Source organism: Oceanicella sp. SM1341 (genome assembly GCF_003448965.1).
In the GTDB taxonomy this organism is placed as follows: domain Bacteria; phylum Pseudomonadota; class Alphaproteobacteria; order Rhodobacterales; family Rhodobacteraceae; genus Paroceanicella.
In genome coordinates, this window is record NZ_QRGC01000013.1 from 86,847 (window position 1) to 104,909 (window position 18,063).

Genomic DNA, 18,063 nt, shown 5'->3' on the forward strand with positions numbered 1-18,063 from the left:
GGGCCGCCGGCTCATTGGGTGGGCGCCGCGAAGGGCGACAGGTTGGGCAGCGCATCCGGCGCGGTGCCCTGCGGCCCGCGGGCCAGGGTTCCGGCGGTCATTGCCGTGGTGAAGGGGATCATCGCCTGCGCGACGGGGCCGGGCACGCAGTTGCGCATCTGGAAATCGACGTAGGTGTCGGTGGTCTGGATCCACACCCGGTTCGCCTCGAGCCTGCGCACCACGTAGACGCAGTTCACCCCCGGCCGCGGCGCCTCGGAGGCGAAGGTGTAGGCGCCCAGGGCGTCCCTGCCAGTGAACATCTGGCCGGGCTCGAGGTCCTCGAAGGGCGAGGGCGTGGAGCCGCCGATATCGGTGAGGATGATGTCGTATTGCGCCGGGCGGCCCCATGGCAGGGTGTTGCCGGTGCCGGCGCGCATCTGGATGAAGTTCTCCCCCTCCAGCGCGGTCTCGTTGGCCAGGGTGATGCGCTGGCTCGAATGCCCGTCCACCGACCGTTGCAGCACCATGAGCCCGTTGGGCGCCGGCACCCAGGCGGCGGTGAGCGGAACACGGTTCCACATGCCCTCGTTGACGATCTCCTCGAGCGAGCGGGGCTCCATCGTGCAGCCGGCGACGAGGGTGAGCAGGGCGAGGCCGGCCGCCAGCGCGCGCGGAAGCCGGAGGCCGGACGGGTGTGTGGAAGACTTCAAGGGACTGCTCTTTCCTCTGTTCCGTGGGGGAGGGGCCGCGCCCTCTTGTCGGTGCGATGATCCGCCGGCGGAGGCCGCGCGGGCGGGCGCGGGGCCGCCCCGGGGCGCAGCCTCCGAGAGAAGCGCGCCCGCGTTAAGAAACCGTGCCGTGGCAGGGGAGGGGGAAGCGGGGCAGGAGGGCGGCGGAGGGCCTGGCTTCCGCGCCGGCGTCCTCGGCTGAAGACGCAGCATGTGCCCCACACCGCACGTGATCGACAGTCTGTCGCCCGAACGCAACGAACTCTCTGTCATGCCTCCCCCAGGGCATTCCGGCCGGGGCGCACCGCCGGATGGTGCCGGCGCTGGCACCGGCCCTGCGGCAGATGCCCCGAGTTTACAGATAATCTCCGGAGTGGCGCGTACATGACTGAAATCATTACCCCGTCGGCCGCAACGAGACTGCTTGAACGCCGACCTTATAGAAAAAAACTCAACTGCTGCCCAGAAAATTCGCGGGCTTCCGACAATTCCTGCAATGCTGTGACAATCGGGCGGAACGCCCCTGAAGTGGTGATATGCGCGAAGATTATGACAGAAATCGGGCCGTTTCGACCATTTTTGCCTGTCGCAGGGCGATTTTGTGCGCTGCAGTGACTTCCGGGAGAACGGCCTGCGTCGGACACCACTTCAGGTTGCGCTGTGCACGCCCCGCGTGTTGCGGCGATGCATCATGCGGGCCCCCCGGGGCGGGCCAGCGCGAATCGAATCAGAACTCCACCCAGTTCGAGAGCTTCACGCCCACATCGGTGTCGCCGTGCAGGCCGATGTTCACGCCCAGCACGATGCGGCTGCTGTCGCTCACCCGATAGCCCACCGAGGGTTCGAGCTTCACGTAGGTTCCGCCGTCGGTGATACGGGTGTTCTGGAGCTGGGCCAGCACCATCCAGCGCTCGGTCGGGCGCAGGCCCAGGGTGGCGTCGAGCTTCAGGATGAGCCCGTCCTCCGGCGGGTTGAATTCCACCGAGCTCTCGATCCCCATCCAGCCGCCGCCCCAGGCGGTCTCGAAGCCGCGGCCCCAGGAGGCGCCGGGGCGCAGGCGGGCCGAGCTGCCCTCGTCCTCGTCGTGGCGCATGCCGGCGCCGAAGGACAGGGCGAAGACGTCGCGCTCGCCCTGCCAGAGGGTGCGGCGCAGGAAGACGATGCCGGTGGTCTCGCCGAAATCGCCCGGCGCATGCGCGAGATCGAGCCCCGCGGTCCAGTGCTCGGTGATGCCGTATTCGCCGTATAGCTCCACGCGCGAGCCGAACTCGGTGCGCGGCAGCGGAAACTCCTCGGCCGGCGAGCCGATGAGGGCGGAGAGCGAGAGGAATGCCTGTCCCTCTCCGCGCGGCCAGGCCCCGCCGAGAACCGGCCCCGCCAGCGGCAGGACGAGCAGCAGCCCGAGGCCGAGGCGCGCGAAGGTGATGCTGGACCGTGACATGGCAATCCTTCCCCTGTTCGGGAAAGATTTCAGTGCATCATGGTTAAGGAAGTGTTGCGCGCCCCCCCCGCGGGGAGGGGCGCGGCGCCGGTTGTCAGAAGCTCTTCTTCTTCGACTGCCCGCGATAGGCGCGGGTGCCGCCGCGCCCGGCGGTGGAGCGGCCCGTGGCCTTCGGCGCCGAGGCCGCCTCCACGGCGGACTGGCGGGCCAGCGGATCGTCCGCCACGGCAAGTTCGACGGCCTCGAGCCGCTGGATCTCGTCGCGCAGCCGGGCGGCTTCCTCGAACTCGAGGTTCTCGGCCGCCTTCATCATGTCCTTGCGCAGCCCGTCGAGATGGGCCTGCAGGTTCGCCCCCACCAGCGGCTTGCCGCCGGTCTTCGCGGTGATGCGCGACTGGTCGGTGTCGCCGGCCCAGACCCCCTCGAGGATGTCCTCGACATTCTTGCGCACCGTCTCGGGCGTGATGCCGTGCTCGAGGTTGTAGGCCTGCTGCTTCTCGCGGCGGCGGTTGGTCTCGCCGATGGCGCGTTCCATCGAGCCGGTGATGCTGTCGGCATACATGATCACCCGGCCGTCGGCGTTGCGCGCGGCGCGGCCGATGGTCTGGACCAGCGAGGTCTCCGAGCGCAGGAAGCCCTCCTTGTCGGCATCGAGGATCGCCACCAGCGCGCATTCGGGGATGTCGAGCCCCTCGCGCAGCAGGTTGATGCCGATGAGCACGTCGAAGGCGCCGAGGCGCAGGTCACGCAGGATCTCGATGCGCTCCAGCGTGTCGATGTCCGAATGCATGTAGCGCACCCGGATGCCCTGCTCGTGGAGGTATTCGGTGAGGTCCTCGGCCATGCGCTTGGTGAGCGTGGTCACCAGCGCGCGGTTGCCGGCGGCGGCCACCTTGCGCACCTCGTCGAGCAGGTCGTCGACCTGCATCGACACGGGCCGGATCTCGACCGGCGGGTCGATGAGCCCGGTGGGGCGGATCACCTGCTCGGCGAACACGCCGCCGGTCTGCTCCATCTCCCACTTGCCCGGCGTCGCCGATACGAAGACCGACTGCGGGCGCATCGCGTCCCATTCCTCGAACTTCAGGGGGCGGTTGTCCATGCACGACGGCAGGCGGAACCCGTGTTCGGCCAGCGTGAACTTGCGCCGGTAGTCGCCCTTGAACATGCCGCCGATCTGCGGGACCGAGACATGGCTCTCGTCGGCGAAGACGATCGCATTGTCGGGGATGTACTCGAACAGGGTGGGGGGCGGCTCGCCCGGCGCGCGGCCGGTGAGGTAGCGCGAGTAGTTCTCGATGCCGTTGCACACGCCGGTGGCCTCGAGCATCTCGATGTCGAAATTCGTGCGCTGCTCCAGCCGCTGGGCCTCCAGCAGCTTGCCCTCGGAGACGAACTGGTCGAGCCGGCGGCGCAGCTCCTCCTTGATGGATTTTATCGCCTGGTTGATCGTGGGGCGCGGGGTGACGTAGTGCGAGTTGGCGTAGATGCGGGTCTTGTCCAGCGTCGCGGTGCGCTCGCCGGTGAGGGGGTCGAACTCCTGGATCGCCTCCAGCTCCTCGCCGAAGAAGGAGAAGCGCCAGGCGCGGTCCTCGAGGTGGGCGGGCCAGAGCTCGACCGAATCGCCGCGCACCCGGAAGGAGCCGCGCTGGAAGGCCTGGTCGTTGCGCTTGTACTGCTGGGTGACGAGGTCGGCGAGGAACTCGCGCTGGTCGTAATTCTTGCCGGTCACCAGCTCCTGGGTCATCGCGCCGTAGGTCTCGGCCGAGCCGATGCCGTAGATGCACGAGACCGAGGCGACGATGATCACGTCGTCGCGCTCGAGCAGGGCCCGGGTGGCGGAGTGGCGCATCCGGTCGATCTGCTCGTTGATCTGGCTTTCCTTCTCGATGAACGTGTCGGTGCGCGGAACGTAGGCCTCCGGTTGGTAATAGTCGTAGTAGGACACGAAGTATTCCACGGCGTTGTAGGGGAAGAACCCCTTGAACTCGCCGTAGAGCTGGGCCGCGAGGGTCTTGTTGGGCGCGAGGATGATCGCCGGGCGCTGGGTGGCCTCGATGATCTTGGCCATGGTGAAGGTCTTGCCGGTGCCGGTGGCGCCGAGCAGCACCTGGTCGCGCTCGCCCGACTGCACGCCGGCCACGAGCTCGGCGATGGCGGTGGGCTGGTCGCCCGCCGGCTGGAAGGGTGATTCCATCACGATCCGCTTGCCGCCCTCGGTCTTGAGGCGGTTCGGGTCCTGCGGAACGGTGGTCAGCGCGTCGATGAGCATGGTTTGTTAACTCCTCCGGCCCATTCTGCCGCTGACCGGGCGAGTTTCAACTCGATTCACCGGCAATTCCCCATGAAACCACAGGTTGAGCACGCAGAAAGTTTTTCAATTTTTTGGGAAGTTTTCTCTTGCAAGGTGTGAAGATCGCGGTGTATCAAGATGGGGCAAGCAGCAAGAGAAGGTCACCGGTCGGTCGCAGCACCACCCACCCCACCCCTCGCTCCCTCGCGGTCGGCCGGTGATCCCTCGCTTCGCACTTCCCCCCCCTGACATCCCTTTCCCGCATGGCCCTTCCCGATTGGTCAGCCCTGCATATAGTGCCTCGCGCGCGAGGTTGCAGTGCTGCACGCCGGCCGCATGGGTGAGGGGGCTTCGCCGCCGCGGTATTGCTTCGGAAACGGCTTTGCGAGATAACCCGGATGACAAGGCCAAGGAGAGGTTGCCGCATGCTCGCCCGCATCTACAAGCCAGCCCGCAACGCCATGCAGTCCGGCATGGCCAAGACCCGTGACTGGGTTCTGGAATTCGCTCCGGAAGACCCGAAGCGGGTGGACCCGCTGATGGGCTGGCAGGGCTCGGGGGACATGCGCTCCCAGGTGCGCATGAGCTTCGAGAGCAAGGAAGCCGCGATCGACTATGCCGAGCGCAACGGCATCCCCTTCCAGGTGCAGGAGCCCAAGCCGCGCAAGGCCAACATCCGCCCCCGCGGCTACGGCGAGAACTTCGCCCACAACCGCCGCGGCGCCTGGACCCACTGATCCCCCCGTAAATCGCGATCACGTTGTGGCCGGACAGGCCACGAGATCCGGCCGGAGGCTGGTCCGAAGGGGCTGGCCGCTTCTTGTCGGCCCCTCGGCTGTGGTTCCTGAGAGCGGGCCGGTGAAGCGCTTCGGCCACGCGGTTTCGGATGGTCCCGGCCCGCGCCTCGTCAGGCGCCCGGGTCTGCGCCGATCCAGTCGAGGAAGACCGCAAGCCGCCGCAGCCCGGACACACGGGTCAGATACAGCGCCGTGATGTCCAGCGGGGCGGCAAGCAAGCGGTCGGTGAACAGCGGGACAAGGCGGCCGGCGGCGATGTCCTCGGCCACCATGAACTCCGACAACCGTGCGATGCCCATGCCGCCGAGGATGAGGCTGCGCACCGCCTCTCCGTTCTCGGCGTGAACCGAGGCAGGCACGATGACCGGCGCCCTGATCCCGTCGAAGCGCAACGTGTTGATGTGCTGTGGCGAGGTGAAGCGGACCTGGGTGAGCCGGGAGAGGTCCTCCGGCTGCTCGGGCCAGCCCTTCCTGTCAAGATAGTCGGGCGCGGCCACCAGCCGCCACGGCGCCTTGCCGAGGGGGCGCTGCAGCAGCTCGCTGTCGGACAGCGGGCCGAAGCGGATCGCGACATCGGCATGGCTGTCGATCAGGTCGACGGGCCGGTCCGTCATGTCGAGCGTGACCTCGACATCGGGATAGAGCGCATGGAATTCCGCCAGACGCGGGGCGATCACATGCAATGTGAACCCCACCGGCGCATTCACCCTCAGGGGCCCGCGCGGCGCACTGCCCCGGGCGGCCAGATCCGCCAGCGCCTCGGTCCGCGTGACGATGTCCTGGGCCGCGGCCAGCAGGTCCCGTCCCTCCGGCGTCAGTTCGATGGCCCTTGTGCTGCGCCGCAGGAGTGTGACGCCCAGCAGCCCCTCCAGCCGGCTGACCGTCCGGCTGAGCGTCGACGGGGCGACGCCGAGGTGGCGCCCGGCCTCGGCAAATCCGCCGGCCTCGATCACCGCGACGAAGGCGGCCAGTTCCCTGGTCTGGGGTAATTCGTGCATTTCGCGCAACGAGCCTTTGCCAAGCTGTCTGTTCACGCAAAAGCGTAGCGGAGCCATCTTGCCGACGAAAGTCGAAACAGGAGACCTCCCATGCCCCTTGCTCTCTGGGCGCTGACCATCAGCGCCTTCGCCGTCGGCACGACAGAATTCGTGATCGTCGGCCTCATCCCGACCATTGCCGCCGATCTTGGCGTGTCGCTGCCGTCGGCGGGCCTTCTGGTCAGCGTCTACGCGCTCGGCGTCACCATCGGGGCGCCGGTGCTGACGGCGCTCGCGGGGCGTGTCCCGCGCAAGACCCTGCTGCTGGCCCTGCTGGCGCTGTTCATCGCCGGAAATGCCTTCGCGGCCGTCGCTCCCGGCTACGACAGCCTGCTGGCCGCGCGGTTCATCACCGGGCTGGCGCATGGCGTCTTCTTCGCCATCGCCTCGACCATCGCCACCAGCCTCGTGGATCGATCCCGGGAAAGCTCGGCCATCGCGCTGGTCTTCCTGGGGCTGACCGTCGCGCTGGTGACCGGCGTGCCGCTTGGCACCTGGATCGGTCAGCTCTTCGGCTGGCAGTCGGCCTTCCTCGGCGTGGTGGTGCTGGGCATGATCGGGCTGGTGGCCTCGGTCCTGCTGGTGCCGTCCGACCTCCGGCAGGGTGCTGCGCCCGGCCTGCGGGCGCAGGCGCGGGTGCTGACCTCGCCGCGACTGCTGCTGATCTATCTGATCACCGCGGTCGGATATGGCGGCAACTTCATCGCCTTCACGTATCTCGCGCCGATGCTGACCGAGGTGACCGGCCTCGGCGCCGGGGCGGTCAGCCTGGTGATCCTGCTCTACGGCGCCTCCGTTGCGGTGGGCAACATCCTGGGCGGCAAGCTGGCCGACCGCCTGGGCGCGGTGCCCGCGCTGACGGTGATCTTCAGCGGGCTGACGGTGGTGCTGCTGGCCCTTGGCCTGGTGCTGACCTCGCCCGTGGCGACGATCGTCGTGATCGCGATCTGGGGCGGCTTCGCCTTCGCCAACGTCCCGCCGCTGCAGGTCTATACCGTGCAGATCGCTCGCGAAGTGGCGCCTGACGCCATCGACGTGGCCTCGGGCCTCAACATCGGCGCCTTCAACCTGGGCATCGCTCTCGGCGCCTGGGCCGGCGGCCTGATCGTCGCGGGCCTGGGCCTCGGGGCCGCCCCGTATCTCGGTGCCGTTGCCGTCGCCCTCGGCGTGCTGCTGACCCGGCTGTCCGGTCGTCTCGACCGGGCCGTATCCCCCGTCCCCGCGGAATGAAAGGACCAACCTCATGACCATTCGCAGGATCGGCCCCGCCGGCATCCCCTCGCTCGGCCTCGGCACCTTCCGCATGAAGCCCGGCGAGGCGCGTGAGATGACGCTGGCCGCCCTGGCCGAAGGCTATCGCCACATCGACACCGCCCAGGCCTATGAGAACGAGGCCGAGGTGGGGGAGGGACTGCGCGCCTCGCCAGTGCCGCGCAGCGAGGTCTTCGTCACGACGAAGATCCTGCCGAAGGACTTTGCCGCGGGCGACTTCCGCAAGGCGGCGGAGGCATCGCTGAAGGCGCTCGGCACCGACTACATCGACCTGCTGCTGCTGCACTGGCCGTCGAAGGAGGTGCCGCTGGCGGAAACGCTGCCCGTGCTGGATGCGTTGATCGCGGAGGGCAAGCTGCGCTTCGGGGGTGTCTCGAACTTCACCATCCCGATGCTGACGGAGGCCGCCGAAATCCTAAGCGCGCCGCTGGCTGCCAATCAGGTGGAGATGCATCCGTTCATCGACCAGACCAGGCTGCGGGCGTTCCAGTCGGCGAGGGGCATCCCCCTCGAGGCCTACGCGCCGCTGGCGCAGGGCAGGGTGACGGAGGCGCCCGAGCTGGCCGAAATCGCCGAGGTGCACGACACCAGCGCGGCCGCGATCGCCCTGGCCTGGCTGCTGCACAAGCCCGGGACGGTGGCCCTGCCGAAGACCGCGAAGACCGCGCGCCTGGCGGGCAACCTCGCCGCGTCCGGGATCACCCTGAGCGGGGAGGAGATCGCCCGGATCGACGCGCTGGCGCGCCCGGACGGACGTATCGTGTCGCCCCCGGGGCTGGCGCCCGACTGGGACTGACCGGCCCCGGACCCATGCGCCGTCTCATCCCGACGCCCGGCCCGGCATCTCCGGGTCGGGCGGCTCCGGCAGTGCCGGGCATCTCCCTCGTGTCGGCAAGGGAAGCCCCGCCTGGCCCTGCAGCCTGCGGATACGTGAGCCGAATCCGTTGCCCCCGGCCAAGGCCTGCAAACACTGCATCCGGTCGTTGCCACGCGTCGCGGAAACCGCGAGACGCCCTCGGGTAGGTGCATCCTCGGGATCGGCGACGCCCCGGCCGTATCGTCGAGGCGGCTGATCGCCCCGACCGGGGGGCTGGTGCCCGCGCTCGAGCGGACGGGCGGCCCTTTCAGATGGGCGTGCCCGCGGCGGACGTGTGTCCTGCCAAGCTCGGGGCGCGGGTGCTGGCCACGGCCGCGCGCGAGGTGGCTCGCGATGTCTCCGTTCATCCCCTCCGACCCCTCGGGATCACACGTTGATGCTGATCGACTTCCAGCCCCGGATGCTCTTCGCGACACGTTCGACCGGCGCGGCCCTGCTGCGCGCCAAGGTGGCCCTCATAGCGCGCGCCGGCGCCGGCTTCGGCGTGCCGACGATCCTGGCCATCCGTGGTCGGAGGGACCTTCTCCGGCCGGATGATCGACGAGGCGGCCGGACCGTTTCCCGGTCAGCCTGCTCCCGGGCCGCAACCGGCGGAGACAACCCGTCGGCAGCACGAAGTTTCCGGGCAGCATGGAAACACCTCTGCCCGGACCTACATCCCCCGGCACCGCGCCACGGCGCGGCGGAGCTTCGCAGGCGGTCGGGGCCCGGTCGGCACGGCCCGGGCTTCGCGTGCGAGAAATGGCGTTGATCGGCGGCCGCTGCCGGTTCAGGCTGCGCGTCAGTTCCGGGCAGGGGCCGGAGCCATCGGGAGGGGCGGATGATCGCCGGACATGTCTTCATCGCCACCAGCCTCGACGGGTTCATCGCCCGGACCGACGGCAGCATCGACTGGCTGGAGCCGGTCCAGAACCCGGAGGAGGACTACGGCTTCGCCGCCTTTGCCGCCGGGATGGACGGCGTGGTGATGGGCCGGGCCACCTTCGAGACCGTGCTGGGCTTCGGCGAATGGCCCTATGAGCAGCCGGTGATCGTGCTCTCGCGCAGCCTGCGCGACGTCGCGGTGCCCGAGGGGCTGGAGGGCCGGCTGAGCTTCAGGGCCGCCACGCCGGAAGCGGTGTTCGCCGGGCTGGCGCGCCGCGGCTGGAGCCGGGTCTGGGTGGATGGCGGCCAGGTGGTGCAGTCCTTCCTGCGCGAGGGGCTGATCGAGGAGATCACCGTCTCGCGCATCCCGGTGCTGCTGGGCGAGGGCATCCCGCTGTTCGGCAGCCTGCCGGCGGACATCCGGCTCGAGCATCTCGAGACGCGGGCCTTCCCCTCCGGCCTCGTGCAGTCGCGCTACCGCTGCGTGCGCTAGGGGCGCGGCCCCGGGGCAGGGGCCACGCCGCGAGCCCGCTCAGGCCAGCGTGCCGTCGGGCAGGATGCGGGTGCGCCCGCGCATGTAGGGCACCAGCACATCGGGGATCGTCACCGAGCCGTCCGCCTCCTGGTAGTTCTCCAGCACCGCGATCAGGCAGCGGCCCACGGCGAGGCCCGAGCCGTTGAGCGTGTGCACGAACTCCGGCTTCTCGCCCTCGGCGGGCCGGAAGCGCGCGTTCATCCGCCGGGCCTGGAAATCGCCGCAGACCGAGCAGGAGGAGATCTCGCGGTAGGTGTTCTGCCCCGGCAGCCAGGCCTCGATGTCATGGGTGCGGCGCGCGCCGAACCCCATGTCGCCGGTGCACAGCACCACGGTGCGGTAGGGGATGCCGAGCTTGACCAGGATGTCCTCGGCGCAGGCGGTCATGCGGTCGAGCTCGGCGCGGCTGTCCTCGGGCTTCGTGACCGAGACCATCTCCACCTTCTCGAACTGGTGCTGGCGCAGCATGCCGGCGGTGTCCTTGCCGGCCGAGCCCGCCTCGGAGCGGAAGCACTGGGTGTGCGCGGTCATCCGCCTGGGCAGCGCCTCGGCGGGCAGGATCTGCCCGGCCACCGTGTTGGTGAGCGTCACCTCCGAGGTGGGGATCAGCCACCAGCCGTTGGTGGTCTCGTAGCTGTCCTCGGCGAATTTCGGCAGCTGGCCGGTGCCGTACATCGCCTCGGGTTTCACCAGCACCGGGGTCCAGGTCTCGGTGAGGCCGTTCTCCTCGACATGGGTGTCGAGCATGAACTGCGCCAGCGCCCGGTGCAGGCGGATCATCGCGCCGGTGAGCACCACGAAGCGGCTGCCGGAGAGGCGCGCGGCGGTCTCGAAATCGAGCCCGGGCAGGGCGGCGGCGATCTCGTAATGCTCCTTCGGGGTAAAGGTGAAGTCCCGCGGGGTGCCCCAGCGGCGCAGCTCCACGTTGTCGGCCTCGTCCTTGCCCTCGGGCACGTCGTCGAAGGGCAGGTTGGGGATGCCCATCAGCATCTCGTTCAGCGCCTCGTCGCAGGCGCGGGCCTCGGCCTCGAGCCGGGAGATCTCGTCCTTCTTGTCAGCCACGAGGGCGCGCAGGCGCTCGAACTCCGCGTCGTCGCCGCGGGCCTTCGCCGCACCCACCTGCTTCGAGGCGGCGTTGCGCTCGGCCAGGGCCGCGTCCTGGGCGGTCACCGTCTCGCGGCGCTTGGCATCGAGCGCGAGGATGTCGGAGGAGACCGGGGACAGTCCGCGACGGCTCAGGGCGGCGTCGAAGGCCGCGGGGTTCTCGCGGATCTGGCGGATGTCGTGCATGGCTCTTGCCTCGTCTGAAGTCTGTGACCGCGGGGTTATGCAATATTCCCGCGCGGGGGGAAACTGTCTCCTTGCCGGGCGCGTTGTCTCATTCGCACGCATGCGCCCTTCCGCAGCCGCGCGGCAGTGCCTATCTGCCGGAGCACCCCGCTTGCCAAGCAGGGTGTGCGGGGCTAGTGTCCGCGCGATTTTCCGGGCCTCAGGAGGGGCCCGGCACACGGGGGCCGGCAGGACCGGCGCAACAAGGGAAATGGTGGATGCAGGGCATCGAGGGTCTTATCCCGTTCGTACTGATTTTCGCGATCATGTATTTTCTGATGATCCGGCCGCAGCAGAAGAAGGCCAAGGAGCATCGGGCAATGCTCGAGGCCCTGCGCCGCGGCGACCAGGTGGTCACCCAGGGCGGCCTCGTCGGCAAGGTGGTCAAGGTCAAGGAGGACGGTGAGGTCGAGCTCGAGATCGCCGAGGGCGTGAAGGTGCGCGTCATCCGGGCCACCATCGCCCAGGTCATCTCGAAGACCGAGCCCGCCACCACCGAAAGCTGATCGGCCGGGGCAGCCCGCTCCGGCGGGCGGCCCCCGCCTCCGCGGAAAGAGTAACATGCTGCACTTTGGCCCCTTCAAATCGGCACTGATCTGGCTCGTCGTGCTGGTCGGTGTCGTTTTCGCCCTGCCGAACTTCTTCTATGACAGGGTGGAAAGGGCCAATGACGCCCGCACCGCGCTGGAGGGCGGCGCCACGCTCACCCCCGGGCAGCAGGCCGACCTGGAGGCCTGGCCCGACTGGGCGCCCTCCGGCCTGGTGAACCTCGGCCTCGACCTGCGCGGCGGCGTGCACCTGCTCGTCGAGGTGCGGGTGGCCGATGTCTACAACACCCTCATCGAGGGCTACTGGCCCGAGGTGCGCGACCAGCTGCGCGACCTCTCCGGCGTGAGCTCGGTGCGCCGGCAGGAGGCCGAACCCGGCGTGCTGCGCGTGCGCATCGACAACGCGGAGGCCACCGGCGCCGCCATCTCGGCCATCCGCGACATCTCCGGCGCGAGCGCCCTCTCGGTGGAGGACAGCGGCGAGGGTGTCATCACCATCCAGCTCACCGATGCCGAGAAGGCCGCGGCCAACGACCGCACCATGGCCCAGTCGCTCGAGATCATCCGCCGCCGTGTCGACGAATCCGGCACGCGCGAGCCCACGATCCAGCGCCAGGGCTCCGACCGCATCGTGATCGAGGTGCCGGGCATCGGCTCGGCGCAGGAACTGCTCGACATCATCGGCCAGACCGCGGCCCTCTCCTTCCACCCGGTGATCCGCACCGGCAGCCAGGGCGAGCAGGTGGGCTTCGACGAGCTGCTCCTCCCCGACCAGGAAAGCGGCCAGTACTACGTGGTCGAGCGCGCGGCGGTGGTGACGGGCGACAACCTCGTCGACAGCCAGCCCAGCTTCGACCAGAACGGCCTGCCGGACGTGAGCTTCCGCTTCGACGGCGTGGGGGCGCGCAAGTTCGGCGACTACACGCGCGACAACATCGGCCGGCTCTTCGCCATCGTGCTCGACGACGAGATCATCTCCGCCCCGCGCATCCAGAGCGCGATCACCGGCGGCTCGGGCGTCATCACCGGCTCCTTCACCGTGCAGGAGGCGACCAACCTCTCCATCCTGCTGCGCGCCGGCGCCCTGCCGGCGGGCATCAACGTGCTCGAGCAGCGCATCGTCGGGCCCGAGCTGGGCCAGGACAGCATCGACGCCGGCACCATCGCCTGCATCGTGGCCTTCGTGGCGGTGATGGGCTTCATGTGGCTCAGCTACGGGCTCTACGGGCTCTTCGCCAATGTCGCGCTGCTGGCCAACGTGGCGATCATGTTTGCCGTGCTCAGCACCATCGGCGCCACGCTCACGCTGCCCGGCATTGCCGGTATCGTGCTCACCATCGGCATGGCGGTGGACGCGAACGTGCTGATCTTCGAGCGCATCCGCGAGGAACTGGCCTCCGCCAAGGGCGTGGCCCGGGCGGTGGAGCAGGGCTTCTCCCGTGCCTTCTCGGCGATCCTGGACGCAAACGTCACCACGCTCATCGCCGTGATCATCCTGTTCTGGGTGGGCTCGGGGCCGGTGCGCGGCTTCGCGGTCACGCTGGGCATCGGCGTGGTGACCTCGGTCTTCACCGCCATCTTCGTCACCCGGCTGCTGATGGCGTTCTACATCCGCCGCGCCCGGCCGAAGACGATCAACATCTGAGGGACGACCATGGCACTCAAACTCATCCCGCAGGGCACGAAGTTCAACTTCCTCGGCCTGCGCAAGATCGCCATCGCCTTCACCGCGCTCAGCACGCTCGCCTCCATCGTGCTGCTGGTGGTCGTCGGCCTCAACTTCGGCATCGACTTCCGCGGCGGCACGATGATCCAGGCCGCCACCCCGCAGGAGGTCACGGTCTCCGAGTACCGCGACGCGCTGGCCGATGCCGGGGTGGGGGAGGTCACGATTTCCCGCATCACCGACACCGGTGCCTCCGACGGCCCGGCCCACCAGGTGATGCTGCGCATCGTCGAGCAGGGCGATGACGCGGACGTGCAGCAGGCCGCCATCTCCACCGTGCAGGACAGGCTGCGCGCCGCCTTCCCCGACGTGGAGTTCCTCTCCGTCGCCAGCGTGGGCGGCAAGGTCTCGGGCGAGCTGATCCAGGCCGGCGTGCTGGCGGTGGCGCTCTCGGTCGTGGGCGTGGTGGTCTACATCTGGCTGCGCTTCGAGTGGCAGTTCGCCATCGCGGCGGTGATCAGCCTCGTGCATGACGTGTTCCTCACGCTCGGGCTGTTCTCGCTGCTGCAGCTCGAATTCTCGCTCTCCATCATCGCGGCACTGCTCACCATCGTGGGCTACTCGCTCAACGACACGGTGATCGTCTTCGACCGCGTGCGCGAGAACCTGCGCAAGTACAAGAAGATGGACCTCGGCGAGATCATCAACCTCTCCACCAACGAGACCCTGTCGCGCACGCTGATGACCTCGGGCACCACGCTCATCGCGCTGCTGTCGCTCTACTTCCTCGGCGGGCCGGTGATCTCGGGCTTCACCTTCGCGATGATCTGGGGCGTGCTGATCGGCACCTACTCCTCCATCTACGTGGCGGGCGTGGTGGTGTTCTGGCTCGGGGTCGACCGGTCGGACAAGCCGAACTCCAAGGCCGGCACCCAGTTCGCCAACATCGACGCCTGAGGTGGGCGGGGGCTGGCCGGATCTCTGGGCAGACCTCGCGCGCCCCGACACGGCCTGGCTGGCGCTCTTCGCGGTGCTGGCCGGGCTGGTGCGCGGCTTCTCCGGCTTCGGGGCGGCACTGGTGTTCATGCCGCTCGGCGCGCTGGTGGCCGAGCCGCGCGACCTCCGGGTGGCCTTCCTCGTCATGAACGTCTTCGGCCCGCTGCCGCTGATGCCCGAGGCCCTGCGCCGGGCCGACGGGCGCGAGGTGATGCGCCTCTCGCTCGGCGCCGTGCTCGGCGTGCCGCTGGGCATCTGGCTGCTCACCAGTGTCGACCCCGCGGGCTTCCGCCTCCTCGTGGCACTGATCTGCCTCGCCGCCCTCGCGGCCTTCCTCTCCGGCTGGCGCTACCAGCGCAGGCCCGGGCCGGCGGTGAAGCTCGGCACCGGCTTTCTCGCCGGGGTGGGGGGCGGTTTCGCCGGCGTGGCCGGGCCGCCGGTGGTGCTGTTCTACCTCGGCGGGCAGCGCGGCGCGGTCGAGATCCGCTCGGCGCTCATCGTGTTCTTCTACGCCTCCACCTGGCTCAGCGTCGCGGTGATCGCGGTGAGCGGCCTGCTCACCTGGCACGCGGTGCTGCTGGGCGCGGCCCTCACCGTGCCGCACACGCTGGCCGGCATGGCCGGCGGCCGGCTCTTCGCCCTCGCCGGCGAGCGGGATTTCCGCTATGCCGCCTATGCGATCATGGGGGTTGCCGCGCTGCTGGCGCTTCCCATCTACTGACCAGAGCACCCCGAGACCCCCGAAAGGAGCTCCGCCATGCACCTCAACGAGATCCGCTTCGACGGCCAGCGGCCGGTGGACGGCTACGGCCCCGGCTTCTTCCGCGTCGGCGGCACGGTGATGAGCGGCGCCATCCTGCTCTTGCCCGAGGCGAGCCTCGCCTGGGGCGGCCCGGAGGACGTGGAGCCCATCGCCGCCGCATTGGAGGAGATCGACGTGGTGCTCTTCGGCATGGGCCCCGACATCGCCACCATTCCCGAGGCCACCCGCACCCGGCTCGACGAGGCCGGCATCGGCGTGGAGGTGATGTCCACCCCCTCCGCCTGCCGCACCTACAACGTGCTGCTCGCCGAGGGCCGGCGCGTGGGCCTCGCGCTGCTGCCTGTTTGACAACTGCGGCATTTGAAACAGCTTCGACGTTAACCTTATATACCCAGACGGTCGGGGGCATCCGCGCCTCCGCCGCATGACAGAGAGGACATGAAAGATGGCTTTCGAACTTCCCGATCTCCCCTATGCCCACGACGCCCTTGCCGCGCAGGGCATGTCGAAGGAGACGCTGGAGTATCACCACGACCTGCACCACAACGCCTATGTCACCACCGGCAACAAGCTGCTGGAGGGGTCGGGCCATGAGGGCAAGAGCCTCGAGGAGATCGTGAAAGCGACCTACCAGTCGGGCGCGCTGGTTCAGTCCGGTCTGTTCAACAACGCCTCCCAGCACTGGAACCACACCCAGTTCTGGACCATGATGAGCCCCGGCACCACCGCGATGCCCTCCGAGCTGGAGAAGGCGCTCACCGAGGCTTTCGGCTCGGTCGACAAGTTCAAGGAAGAGTTCTCCGCCGCCGGCGCCGGCCAGTTCGGCTCGGGCTGGGCCTGGCTGGTGAAGGAGGCTGACGGCACCCTCAAGGTCACCAAGACCGAGAACGGCGTGAACCCGCTCTGCTTCAACCAGACCGCGCTCTTGGGCTGCGACGTGTGGGAGCACTCCTACTACATCGACTTCCGCAACAAGCGCCCCGCCTACCTCACCAACTTCCTCGACAACCTGGTGAACTGGGAAAACGTGGCCGAGCGCCTCTCGGCCTGAGCGTTTCGCTTGCCCTGACGGCGGCGGCGCACCCCGTGCGCCCGCAGCCTGCCCGAGCGGCGCCCCTTCGCGGGCGCCGTTTCGCGTTTGCGGGGGGCCTGTCCGGCGGCGCTCCCGTCTGCCGCGCCGCAGGAAAGACCACGCCCGGCCCCGAGGGGGGCGGGCACCCGCCCCGGCACCTGCCACGCTCTCCGTGGCCCGGCAGATCCACCTCGCCCCTGCATCCGACTGCCGTTCACCCCGTCCCGTTCTGACCCCGACGGCTTTTGACCCCGACGGCATTTGACATTGTGCTCCGCCCTCCGGGCCTGCTAGGCGAATGGTCTCAACCTCGGGAGACCTCAGGACATGGAACGCTTCGCAGGGCTGGCGGCGGTGGTCACCGCCTGCACCATCTGGGGTCTGTCGCCGCTGTTCTACCGCGCGCTCGCCGGGGTGCCCGCGCTCGAGGTGCTGGCGCATCGCACCCTGTGGAGCTTCGTGTTCTTCGCCATCGTCATCCTGCTCACCGGGCGCGGGGCGCGGGTGCGGGCCGCACTCGGCTCAAGGCGCGAGATGGGGCTGCTGCTGGTCGCGGCGGCGATGGTCTCGACCAACTGGTTCCTGTTCATCTTCGCGGTGCAGAGCGGGCAGACCATCGAGTCGAGCCTCGGCTACTACATCTTCCCGCTGCTCGCCGGCGCCATCGGCTGGGCGGTGCTGCGCGAGGGCATGGGCCGGCTGCAGGGCCTGGGCTTCGCGCTCGCCGCCGCCGCGGTCACCTTCATCGCCGTCTGGCACGGGGTGCTGCCCTGGATGGCGCTGGCGCTTGCCGGCACCTTCGCGGCCTACGGGCTGGCGAAGCGCGGCGTGTCCTCGGGCCCGGTCACCTCGGTCTTCGCCGAGATGATCTGGATCCTGCCGCTGGCGCTGCTCTGGATCGCGGGGGCGCAGCTCGCGGGCTGGGGCGGGCCCGGGGCAGGGGCCTTCGGCGGGCCGGACACCTGGCTTCTGGTGCTCTCCGGCCCGCTCACCGGGGTGCCGTTCATGCTGTTCTCGCACGCGGCGAAATCGCTGCGCTATTCCACCGTGGGCGTGGCCTTCTACGTGAACCCGACGCTGCAGTTCCTCGTGGCGGTGCTGGCCTTCGGCGAGGCCTTCACCCCGGCCGAGGGCGTGGCCTTTCCGCTGATCTGGGCCGGCGTGGCGCTCTACAGCATCGGGCTCGTGCGTCAGGAGCGCAGGGCGGCCAGCACCTCCTCGGGGGAGGCGCAGACGGTAAGGTAATCGCGGAAGCTCGCGTCGGCGAAACCGCCGGCGATGCAGCCGTCGATCAGCTCGACCAGCGGGTCCCAGTAGCCGCCGAAATTGCCCAGCACCACAGGCTTCGCGTGCAGGCCCAGCTGGCGCCAGGTGAGCACCTCGAACAGCTCGTCGAGCGTGCCGGGCCCGCCGGGCAGCGCCACGATCGCATCGGCGTTCATGAACATCACCTTCTTGCGCTCGTGCATGGTCTGGGTGACCACCACATTGCCGCCGCGCGGGCGCTCGCCGGTCTCGTGGCCGATGAGATGCTCGGGGATCACGCCGAACACATCGCCCCCCGCGGCCCGCGCCGCCTGGGCCACCGCGCCCATCATCCCCACGTCGCCCGCGCCGTAGACCAGCCGCAGCCCGGCCTGAGCCAGCATCCGCCCGAAGCGCTCCGCCGCCACCACATGCCCGGGGTCCGCGCCATTGCGCGACCCGCAGAACACACAGACATCCCTGATCACCGGCTTTGACATCGAACTGGTACTCCCCTCTTTCCACGCGCTCTACAGGAGCAGTATAGGTTCTGGACCGCAGACGTAACCCGTGGTTTGATCAGTGTTTGTGAGGAAAAGGCAGGGCTTTGGGGAATGA

General features: G+C 69.1%; 17 protein-coding genes. 11 read left to right on the forward strand and 6 right to left on the reverse strand.

Features of this window, described 5'->3' with window-relative positions:
• Nucleotides 1-11: 11 nt before the first annotated feature.
• The 3 genes from bcsN to uvrB form a co-directional block, all read right to left on the reverse strand.
• Nucleotides 12-692 (reverse strand): cellulose biosynthesis protein BcsN, encoded by a 681-nt coding sequence (gene bcsN / locus D3P35_RS13480; protein ID WP_118135255.1) that lies wholly within the window; start codon nt 690-692, stop codon nt 12-14.
• Nucleotides 693-1,437: 745 nt separating this feature from the next.
• A complete protein-coding gene (locus tag D3P35_RS13485) occupies nt 1,438-2,151 on the reverse strand; it encodes a hypothetical protein (protein ID WP_118135256.1) in 714 nt (237 codons plus the stop codon).
• A 94-nt stretch (nt 2,152-2,245) separates the two neighbouring features.
• Nucleotides 2,246-4,423, reverse strand: a complete 2,178-nt coding sequence (gene uvrB / locus D3P35_RS13490; protein WP_118135257.1) for an excinuclease ABC subunit UvrB — start codon at nt 4,421-4,423, stop codon at nt 2,246-2,248.
• Between the two features lie 446 nt (nt 4,424-4,869).
• On the opposite strand from uvrB, the gene D3P35_RS13495 reads away from it, so the two are divergent.
• Nucleotides 4,870-5,181, forward strand: coding sequence for an ETC complex I subunit (locus tag D3P35_RS13495; protein ID WP_118135258.1), 312 nt, complete (start codon nt 4,870-4,872; stop codon nt 5,179-5,181).
• A 170-nt stretch (nt 5,182-5,351) separates the two neighbouring features.
• Here D3P35_RS13495 and D3P35_RS13500 read toward each other — a convergent pair whose 3' ends face one another.
• A complete protein-coding gene (locus D3P35_RS13500; protein ID WP_232830506.1) occupies nt 5,352-6,275 on the reverse strand; it encodes a LysR family transcriptional regulator in 924 nt (307 codons plus the stop codon).
• 54 nt (nt 6,276-6,329) lie between these two features.
• Here D3P35_RS13500 and D3P35_RS13505 point away from each other — a divergent pair, with 54 nt between their 5' ends.
• The 3 genes from D3P35_RS13505 to D3P35_RS13515 all read left to right on the forward strand — a co-directional run bounded on the left by D3P35_RS13505 (nt 6,330) and on the right by D3P35_RS13515 (nt 9,784).
• On the forward strand, nt 6,330-7,508 hold the full coding sequence (locus tag D3P35_RS13505; protein WP_118135260.1) for an MFS transporter: 1,179 nt from the start codon (nt 6,330-6,332) through the stop codon (nt 7,506-7,508).
• Nucleotides 7,509-7,521: 13 nt separating this feature from the next.
• Nucleotides 7,522-8,346 (forward strand): aldo/keto reductase, encoded by an 825-nt coding sequence (locus tag D3P35_RS13510; protein ID WP_118135261.1) that lies wholly within the window; start codon nt 7,522-7,524, stop codon nt 8,344-8,346.
• A gap of 901 nt (nt 8,347-9,247) precedes the next feature.
• A complete protein-coding gene (locus D3P35_RS13515; protein WP_118135262.1) occupies nt 9,248-9,784 on the forward strand; it encodes a dihydrofolate reductase family protein in 537 nt (178 codons plus the stop codon).
• Between the two features lie 39 nt (nt 9,785-9,823).
• Here D3P35_RS13515 and serS read toward each other — a convergent pair whose 3' ends face one another.
• On the reverse strand, nt 9,824-11,116 hold the full coding sequence (gene serS / locus D3P35_RS13520; RefSeq protein ID WP_118135263.1) for a serine--tRNA ligase: 1,293 nt from the start codon (nt 11,114-11,116) through the stop codon (nt 9,824-9,826).
• Between the two features lie 257 nt (nt 11,117-11,373).
• On the opposite strand from serS, the gene yajC reads away from it, so the two are divergent.
• The 7 genes from yajC to rarD all read left to right on the forward strand — a co-directional run bounded on the left by yajC (nt 11,374) and on the right by rarD (nt 17,445).
• Complete coding sequence (gene yajC / locus D3P35_RS13525) at nt 11,374-11,661, forward strand: preprotein translocase subunit YajC (RefSeq protein ID WP_118135264.1); 288 nt, start codon at nt 11,374-11,376, stop codon at nt 11,659-11,661.
• 55 nt (nt 11,662-11,716) lie between these two features.
• Nucleotides 11,717-13,348 (forward strand): protein translocase subunit SecD, encoded by a 1,632-nt coding sequence (gene secD, locus D3P35_RS13530; RefSeq protein ID WP_118135265.1) that lies wholly within the window; start codon nt 11,717-11,719, stop codon nt 13,346-13,348.
• Between the two features lie 9 nt (nt 13,349-13,357).
• A complete protein-coding gene (gene secF / locus D3P35_RS13535) occupies nt 13,358-14,326 on the forward strand; it encodes a protein translocase subunit SecF (protein ID WP_118135266.1) in 969 nt (322 codons plus the stop codon).
• A 1-nt stretch (nt 14,327) separates the two neighbouring features.
• Nucleotides 14,328-15,086: a sulfite exporter TauE/SafE family protein gene (locus D3P35_RS13540; protein WP_118135267.1), complete on the forward strand. Its 759-nt coding sequence runs from the start codon at nt 14,328-14,330 to the stop codon at nt 15,084-15,086.
• Between the two features lie 36 nt (nt 15,087-15,122).
• Nucleotides 15,123-15,476 (forward strand): Mth938-like domain-containing protein, encoded by a 354-nt coding sequence (locus D3P35_RS13545; RefSeq protein ID WP_118135268.1) that lies wholly within the window; start codon nt 15,123-15,125, stop codon nt 15,474-15,476.
• A gap of 97 nt (nt 15,477-15,573) precedes the next feature.
• A complete protein-coding gene (locus D3P35_RS13550) occupies nt 15,574-16,179 on the forward strand; it encodes a superoxide dismutase (RefSeq protein WP_118135269.1) in 606 nt (201 codons plus the stop codon).
• A gap of 348 nt (nt 16,180-16,527) precedes the next feature.
• Nucleotides 16,528-17,445, forward strand: coding sequence for an EamA family transporter RarD (rarD, locus tag D3P35_RS13555; RefSeq protein ID WP_118135270.1), 918 nt, complete (start codon nt 16,528-16,530; stop codon nt 17,443-17,445).
• Here rarD and D3P35_RS13560 read toward each other — a convergent pair.
• Nucleotides 17,391-17,945 (reverse strand): TIGR00730 family Rossman fold protein, encoded by a 555-nt coding sequence (locus D3P35_RS13560; protein WP_118135271.1) that lies wholly within the window; start codon nt 17,943-17,945, stop codon nt 17,391-17,393. The two genes, rarD and D3P35_RS13560, sit on opposite strands and share 55 nt — an antisense overlap.
• Nucleotides 17,946-18,063 lie beyond the last annotated feature (118 nt).

What these genes read in the sequence shown, in the direction of transcription:
- secD (WP_118135265.1), top strand. Translation starts at nt 11,717, where the DNA reads ATGCTGCACTTTGGCCCCTTCAAATCGGCACTGATCTGGCTCGTCGTG.
- uvrB (WP_118135257.1), bottom strand. Translation starts at nt 4,423, where the DNA reads ATGCTCATCGACGCGCTGACCACCGTTCCGCAGGACCCGAACCGCCTC.
- secF (WP_118135266.1), top strand. Translation starts at nt 13,358, where the DNA reads ATGGCACTCAAACTCATCCCGCAGGGCACGAAGTTCAACTTCCTCGGC.
- serS (WP_118135263.1), bottom strand. Translation starts at nt 11,116, where the DNA reads ATGCACGACATCCGCCAGATCCGCGAGAACCCCGCGGCCTTCGACGCC.
- D3P35_RS13505 (WP_118135260.1), top strand. Translation starts at nt 6,330, where the DNA reads ATGCCCCTTGCTCTCTGGGCGCTGACCATCAGCGCCTTCGCCGTCGGC.
- D3P35_RS13550 (WP_118135269.1), top strand. Translation starts at nt 15,574, where the DNA reads ATGGCTTTCGAACTTCCCGATCTCCCCTATGCCCACGACGCCCTTGCC.
- D3P35_RS13560 (WP_118135271.1), bottom strand. Translation starts at nt 17,945, where the DNA reads ATGTCAAAGCCGGTGATCAGGGATGTCTGTGTGTTCTGCGGGTCGCGC.
- D3P35_RS13485 (WP_118135256.1), bottom strand. Translation starts at nt 2,151, where the DNA reads ATGTCACGGTCCAGCATCACCTTCGCGCGCCTCGGCCTCGGGCTGCTG.
- yajC (WP_118135264.1), top strand. Translation starts at nt 11,374, where the DNA reads ATGCAGGGCATCGAGGGTCTTATCCCGTTCGTACTGATTTTCGCGATC.
- D3P35_RS13545 (WP_118135268.1), top strand. Translation starts at nt 15,123, where the DNA reads ATGCACCTCAACGAGATCCGCTTCGACGGCCAGCGGCCGGTGGACGGC.
- D3P35_RS13515 (WP_118135262.1), top strand. Translation starts at nt 9,248, where the DNA reads ATGATCGCCGGACATGTCTTCATCGCCACCAGCCTCGACGGGTTCATC.
- D3P35_RS13510 (WP_118135261.1), top strand. Translation starts at nt 7,522, where the DNA reads ATGACCATTCGCAGGATCGGCCCCGCCGGCATCCCCTCGCTCGGCCTC.
- rarD (WP_118135270.1), top strand. Translation starts at nt 16,528, where the DNA reads ATGGAACGCTTCGCAGGGCTGGCGGCGGTGGTCACCGCCTGCACCATC.
- D3P35_RS13495 (WP_118135258.1), top strand. Translation starts at nt 4,870, where the DNA reads ATGCTCGCCCGCATCTACAAGCCAGCCCGCAACGCCATGCAGTCCGGC.